The 5,737-nt window shown below is 67.1% G+C and carries 7 protein-coding genes; 5 read left to right on the top strand and 2 right to left on the bottom strand.

Annotated features, from left to right (window positions below; all coding sequences use genetic code 11):
• On the bottom strand, positions 1-374 hold a 374-nt coding region (locus UK23_RS37520), incomplete at its 3' end, for a sodium:solute symporter family transporter (RefSeq protein ID WP_045316524.1).
• A 3-nt stretch (positions 375-377) separates the two neighbouring features.
• Positions 378-794 (bottom strand): DUF485 domain-containing protein, encoded by a 417-nt coding sequence (locus UK23_RS37515; protein WP_045316523.1) that lies wholly within the window; start codon positions 792-794, stop codon positions 378-380.
• Positions 795-1,060: 266 nt separating this feature from the next.
• Here UK23_RS37515 and UK23_RS37510 point away from each other — a divergent pair, with 266 nt between their 5' ends.
• The 5 genes from UK23_RS37510 to UK23_RS37495 are packed head-to-tail and all read left to right on the top strand — an operon-like array spanning position 1,061 to position 5,685.
• Positions 1,061-2,533 carry an OFA family MFS transporter gene (locus UK23_RS37510; protein ID WP_231114852.1) on the top strand — a complete coding sequence of 491 codons (1,473 nt, stop codon included), beginning with the start codon at positions 1,061-1,063 and terminating at the stop codon, positions 2,531-2,533.
• Positions 2,530-2,637, top strand: coding sequence for an MFS transporter small subunit (locus tag UK23_RS55170; RefSeq protein WP_419503918.1), 108 nt, complete (start codon positions 2,530-2,532; stop codon positions 2,635-2,637). Before UK23_RS37510 ends, UK23_RS55170 begins: the two co-directional genes overlap by 4 nt.
• Positions 2,637-4,775, top strand: a complete 2,139-nt coding sequence (locus UK23_RS37505) for a nitrate- and nitrite sensing domain-containing protein (RefSeq protein ID WP_045316522.1) — start codon at positions 2,637-2,639, stop codon at positions 4,773-4,775. The genes UK23_RS55170 and UK23_RS37505 overlap by 1 nt, the downstream gene beginning before the upstream one ends.
• Entirely contained in the window at positions 4,772-5,170 is a 399-nt protein-coding gene (locus UK23_RS37500; protein WP_045316521.1) for a roadblock/LC7 domain-containing protein, read from the top strand. Before UK23_RS37505 ends, UK23_RS37500 begins: the two co-directional genes overlap by 4 nt.
• The gene (locus UK23_RS37495; protein ID WP_052685402.1) at positions 5,167-5,685 is read left to right on the top strand and encodes a DUF742 domain-containing protein; all 519 of its coding nucleotides are present in this window, start codon (positions 5,167-5,169) and stop codon (positions 5,683-5,685) included. Before UK23_RS37500 ends, UK23_RS37495 begins: the two co-directional genes overlap by 4 nt.
• Positions 5,686-5,737: the final 52 nt, after the last annotated feature.

Genomic DNA, 5,737 nt, shown 5'->3' with positions numbered 1-5,737 from the left:
GCGGCCGCGCGGACCGGGCGCTGCTTCATCCGGAACGCCAGCACGTCGCCGACGGTGAAGCGGCCGGTGTTGCGCAGGCCCTCGGCGATCAGCAGCAGGCCGACGAGCCACGCCACGACCCAGCCGACGGAGTACAGGAAGCCGTCGTAGCCGTGCGCCGCGATACCGCCGGAGATGCCGAGGAACGACGCGGCCGACAGGAAGTCACCGGACAGCGCGACGCCGTTCTGCGCGCCGGTGAACGAGCTGCCCGCCGCGTAGTAGTCCGACGCCGTCACGTTGCGGCTCGACGCGCGGTACACGATGTAGAGGGTGATCAGGACGAACACCGCGAAGACGCTGAGGTTCAGCACCGGGTTGCCGGTGGTGGGCATGCCTTACTCCTCGACGCCTGTCTTCTCTGCGAGCAATTTGCGCTGCGGGTCCAGCCGTCGCTTTGCGTAACGGGCATAACCGAGCGTGATGAGTATCGACGTGACGAACTGCCCGAGTCCCAGCAGGATCCCGAGGTTGATCACACCGATTACCTTGGTGCTGACGAGCTCGTGCGCATAAGCGGACAGCAGCACGAACGTCAGGTAGGACGCGAGGAACAAAGCGGTCATCGGGAAGATGAACGTCGTGAGCCGGCGGCGCAGGGCGCGGAATTCGTCGGTCTGCTGAATCAACGCGAAGTTCGGTTTGCCGTTCGAATCCACGTACGACAAAGACTCGGGGTCGTCGAACGACGCGAAACCCCGGATTTCCCGATGCTCGTGTTGCGTTTCGCCAGGCGACCACATCGCCTTGGTCATGTACCCCCGCCCCTCGCTGTGCGGCGACCACTGTAGCGCTCTCACGTGTGCAGTCAACGTGCCTGAGTGCCGGGAACCGGGCAAAACCGGACACTGCATTCGTCTCAAATGGCCGGACGCGAGGATACCTCAGTGATCTTGACCTGGAGTAGCCCCCGAAGTTGCGTCGTATGCAACATCGGACGGACAGGTCCAGACCGTTGTCGCACGTGTACACCTGGCCTAGGATCGTTCGGTCCGCGTTTTTGGTGACGGTTGGGGATAAAGTGGGGTTCTTAGCGCGCGAACGCACAGTCGCGCCTCCCGGATGGAACCGCTGGCTCGTTCCGCCCGCAGCACTGGCGATTCATCTCTCCATTGGTCAGGCCTACGCCTGGAGCGTCTTCAAGACGCCTCTGGAGAAATCTCTCGGTATCACGGGAACGCAGTCGGCTCTGCCCTTCCAGCTCGGCATCGTGATGCTCGGGCTCTCGGCCGCGGTGCTCGGCACGACCGTGGAGCGCAAGGGGCCGCGCTGGGCGATGTTCATGTCGCTGCTGGCCTTCTGCTCCGGTCTGCTGATCTCGGCGGTCGGCGTGTGGGCGGGCATGTACTGGGTCGTCGTCGTGGGCTACGGCCTGATCGGCGGCATCGGCCTCGGCATCGGCTACATCTCGCCGGTCTCGACGCTGATCAAGTGGTTCCCCGACCGGCCGGGCATGGCGACCGGCATCGCGATCATGGGCTTCGGCGGCGGAGCGTTGATCGCGTCACCCTGGTCGACCTCGATGCTGACCGCGTTCGGCAACACCTCGACGTCGGGCATCGGCAAGGCCTTCCTCATCCACGGCATCGTCTACGCGATCTTCATGAGCGTCGGCGTCCTGCTCATCCGCCTGCCCTCCAAGGAGTTCACGGAGGAGAAGGCGGCGCTGCTCAAGGACAAGCCGAAGGCCACCGTCGCGTTCAACGTCTCGGCGAACAACGCGATCAAGACGCCGCAGTTCTGGCTGCTCTGGGTGGTGCTGTGCTTCAACGTCACCGCGGGCATCGGCATCCTGGAGAAGGCCGCGCCGATGCTGGTCGACTTCTTCAAGGAGTCGTCGACGCCGGTCCTCGCGACCGCCGCCACCGGTTTCGTGGCGCTGCTCAGCGCCGCGAACATGGCCGGCCGGTTCGTCTGGTCGTCCACTTCGGACATCGTGGGCCGCAAGAACATCTACCGCGTCTACCTCGGTGCCGGCGCGCTGCTCTACCTGGTGCTGCTGACCCTCGGCCCGACCAGCACCCCGCTGTTCGTGGTCGCGGCGATGGTGATCCTGTCGTTCTACGGCGGCGGCTTCGCCACGATTCCGGCCTACCTGCGCGACCTGTTCGGCACCTACCAGGTCGGCGCGATCCACGGCCGCCTGCTGACCGCGTGGTCGGTCGCCGGTGTCCTCGGGCCGCTGATCGTCAACGCCATCGCGGACGCGGGCAAGAAGGCGGGCCACACCGGTCCCGACTTGTACGCCACGTCGTTCTACATCATGATCTCGCTGCTGGTCGTTGGTTTCGTGGCGAACGAGCTGGTTCGACCGGTGAACCCGAAGTTCCACGAGCCCAAGCCGGCTGAAGAGATTTCTGGCGAGCCCGACAAGCCCGCGCCGAAGACGGACGACGAGGCCACGGTCGCCAAGTGGAACGAGGCCGAGGCGGCGGACGTCGCAGAGGCCGAGGCTGCGGACTCCGACGACGTGGAAGGCGTGGTGAGCAAGTGAACTCCCAGCGCTTGTTGCTGATCGGCGCGTGGTTGTGGGTGGGCATCCCGCTCGCCTACGGCCTGTACCGGCTCTTCCTGAACGCGGCCAAGCTCTTCGTCTGATGTTCAACTCGCTCGTCAACTGGCGCAACTGGCGCCTGCCGGTGAAGCTCGCCGCGGTGTTGATCGTTCCGGTCTTCATCGCGGTGGGCGCCGGCGTACTGCAGATCCATTCGCACATGGAACGCGCCGAGTCCTACGCGGCACTCCAGCGGCTGGTGAAGGTCCGTTCGGCGCTGATCCCCGTGATCGAGGGCGTGCAGGCGGAACGGCGGATCGTCGCGGAGGGCTCCGGCCCGCAGGCGCTCCAGGAACAGATCAAGCGCACCGACGACGCTCGAACCGCGTTGCGCGCCCAAGTCGCGAAGACCTCGCTGTCGCAGGTCGTCACGGCCCGCATGGACGACGTCAAGTCCCGCATCGGTGGTCTGCCCGCGCTGCGCGAGAAGACCGGCGACGTGCCGGGCGTGATCAAGGAGTACACCTCCCTCACCGAGTCGATGCTCGACGTGGACGAGGTGCTCGCCAGCGAGTTCGGCGACGCGGCCCTGTCCCGCACGGCGATGGGCCTGCACCACGCGCTGCACGTGCAGGAGCAGGTCCTCTACCAGCAGGCGGTCGTGCTGTCCGGGCTCACCCGCGGCCAGCTCGTCACGGCCGAGGTGCGCTCGCTCGTCGAGTCGAACGTCAAGCTCGGCTACATCGCCGGCCAGTTCGCGGCACTCGCGACGCCGGAGCAGCTGAGCTCGTACTGGTCGTTCTTCAACGGGCCGGACATCGAGGCGCAGCGCAAGATGCTCGCCACCGCGGTGCTGCACCCGACCTCCGACGCGCCCAGCACCGGCACCGGTACGGCCAGGCCCAAGCCGTTGCCCATCGCGGCCTCGGACTGGAGCAAGGCCTCCGGAGCGGTCGCGACGTCGCTCGACGGCGTGGTGACGGGCCTGCAGAACGACCTGCGCGACACCGCGAACCGCCTGCGCGACGAGACCAGCGACCAGGCCGGTGCGGCGTCCGCGATCCTGTTCGCCAGCCTGATCCTGGCCGGCACCATCGGGTTCGTCGTCGGCCGTTACCTGCTGCGATCTTTGAACGCCCTGCGCCGCTCCGCACTCGAGGTGGCGTGGCACAAACTTCCCGAAATGGTCGCGACCGGTCGCGGCAGCACGGAGATCGACCCGGTGCCGGTCGACACGACCGAGGAGTTCGGCCAGGTGGCGCGCGCGTTCGACGCGGTGCACAAGCAGGCCGTCAAGTCGGTCATCGAGCAGGCCGGCATGCGCGCGAACATGCGCAACATCTTCGTGAACCTCTCGCGGCGCAGCCAGAGCCTCGTCGAACGCCAGCTCAAGCTGATGGAGGAGCTGGAGAAGTACGAGGAGGACCCGGACCAGCTCGCGAACCTCTTCAAGCTCGACCACCTCGCCACCCGCATGCGCCGCAACAACGAGAACCTGATGGTGCTTTCCGGCGGCGACGTGGCCCGCAGGTTCCACCGCCCGATCCCGCTCACCGACGTGCTGCGCGCGGCGGCGGCCGAGATCGAGCAATACCAACGGGTGATGGTGCACACGGCGCCGAATGCCGAAGTAGTCGGTTATGTGGCAAGCGACCTCGTGCGACTGCTCGCCGAACTTCTTGACAACGCAACGGCTTTCTCGCCGCCGCACACCCAGGTCTCGATCAGCGCGTCGATCGAGGCAGGCGACATCGTGCAGATCGACGTGGTCGACCACGGCATCGGCATCGACCCCGAGGCGCTGGCCGTGGTGAACCGGCGGCTGGAGGCCGCGGGTGAGGGCGTGGAGGTCCAGGTCTTCCGCGAAATGGGACTTTTCGTCGTCGGAAGGCTCGCCGCACGCCACCAGATCGTGGTACGTCTCGATGCTCAACAAGGCAAGGGGACTCGCGCGATCGTGTTGGTTCCGGCGGAACTGGCACCACGACGCGAAGAGTCCTGGGAGTCTTTCCGAGGGGAAGCGACAGAGCACCAGCAGCAGCCGGCGCGGCCGATGATGTCCGGCCCGGCGATGGAACCGGAGTCAGCGCAAGCTACGGCGTCGTGGTTCGAGTCACCCGCTGGCGCTCCGCCGCCTCCTCCCGCACCAGCACGCCAGTCGCCTGAGTCGGCCCGGGGCTTCCTCGACGCCTTCCAGCGCGGCGTGCAGCGAGGCCTTCCCGACCGGCAGGAGAGTCGATGAGCACGCAGGTGGACCAGTTCGGCTGGCTGGTCACCAACTTCGCCGACAGAACACCCGGCATCGAGCACGCCGTGGTGATCTCGGCCGACGGGTTGGTGTTGATCTCGTCGTCGAAGCTTCCGCAGCACGTCGCACCGCAGTTCGCGGCGATCGTGGCCGGCGTGGTGTCGCTCGCGGAGTCGGCGTCCCAGTGCTTCGCGGGTGAGTCGGTCGTCCGCACGGTCGTGCAGATGGACCGCGGCGTGATGCTGCTGTCGTCGATCAGCGACGGCTCGGTGCTCGCGGTGCTGGCGTCGAACTCGTGCGACGTCGCGCAGGTCGCGTACGAGATGACCGTCGTCGTGCGGCAGGTGGGCCAGCTGCTCACGCCGGAACTGCGGGCCGAGCTGGCATGAACGGGGAGTCTGAGGAGCAGGTCAGCTTCGGCGACCTGGTCAGCGGTTTCAGCTTCGACAGCGCGCGGATCCGCAAGCGCGGCAAGAAGAAGGCCACGCGTGCCGCGGAGCCCCCGCCCGAGCCGGACCCGTACGCGACGCTGCCGTTCGAGCCGGTGCCGCCGTTGCCGTCCATCGAGTCGTCGGCATCCATCGTGCGCGCCTACGCGTGGACCGGTGGCCGCACCACGTCCGAGGTGCACCTGGAGATCGAGACGCTGGTCTCGGTGAACGAGCGCTCGGCGACCGCGGTGCGGCCCGAGCACCACGACGTGCTCGCGCTGTGCCAGTCGCCGCGGTCGGTGGCGGAGATCGCGTCTCTGCGCCACCTGCCGTTGGGCGTCACGAAGGTGCTGCTCGGCGACATGGCGTCGCACGGGCTGATCGACGTGCACCGCACCGCGTCGTCGTACGGCGAGGAGCGTCCGGACGGTGCGTTGCTGGAGCGGGTGCTCGCGGGGTTGCGCCGCCTCTAGCCGCCGCCCCGGTTGCTGTTAAGGCGTCTGCAAGTACCGCCAACTCTTGATC

Source organism: Lentzea aerocolonigenes (genome assembly GCF_000955955.1).
Classification (GTDB): Bacteria; Actinomycetota; Actinomycetes; order Mycobacteriales; family Pseudonocardiaceae; genus Lentzea; species Lentzea aerocolonigenes_A.
This window is presented reverse-complemented; position numbering and strand designations above follow the sequence as displayed.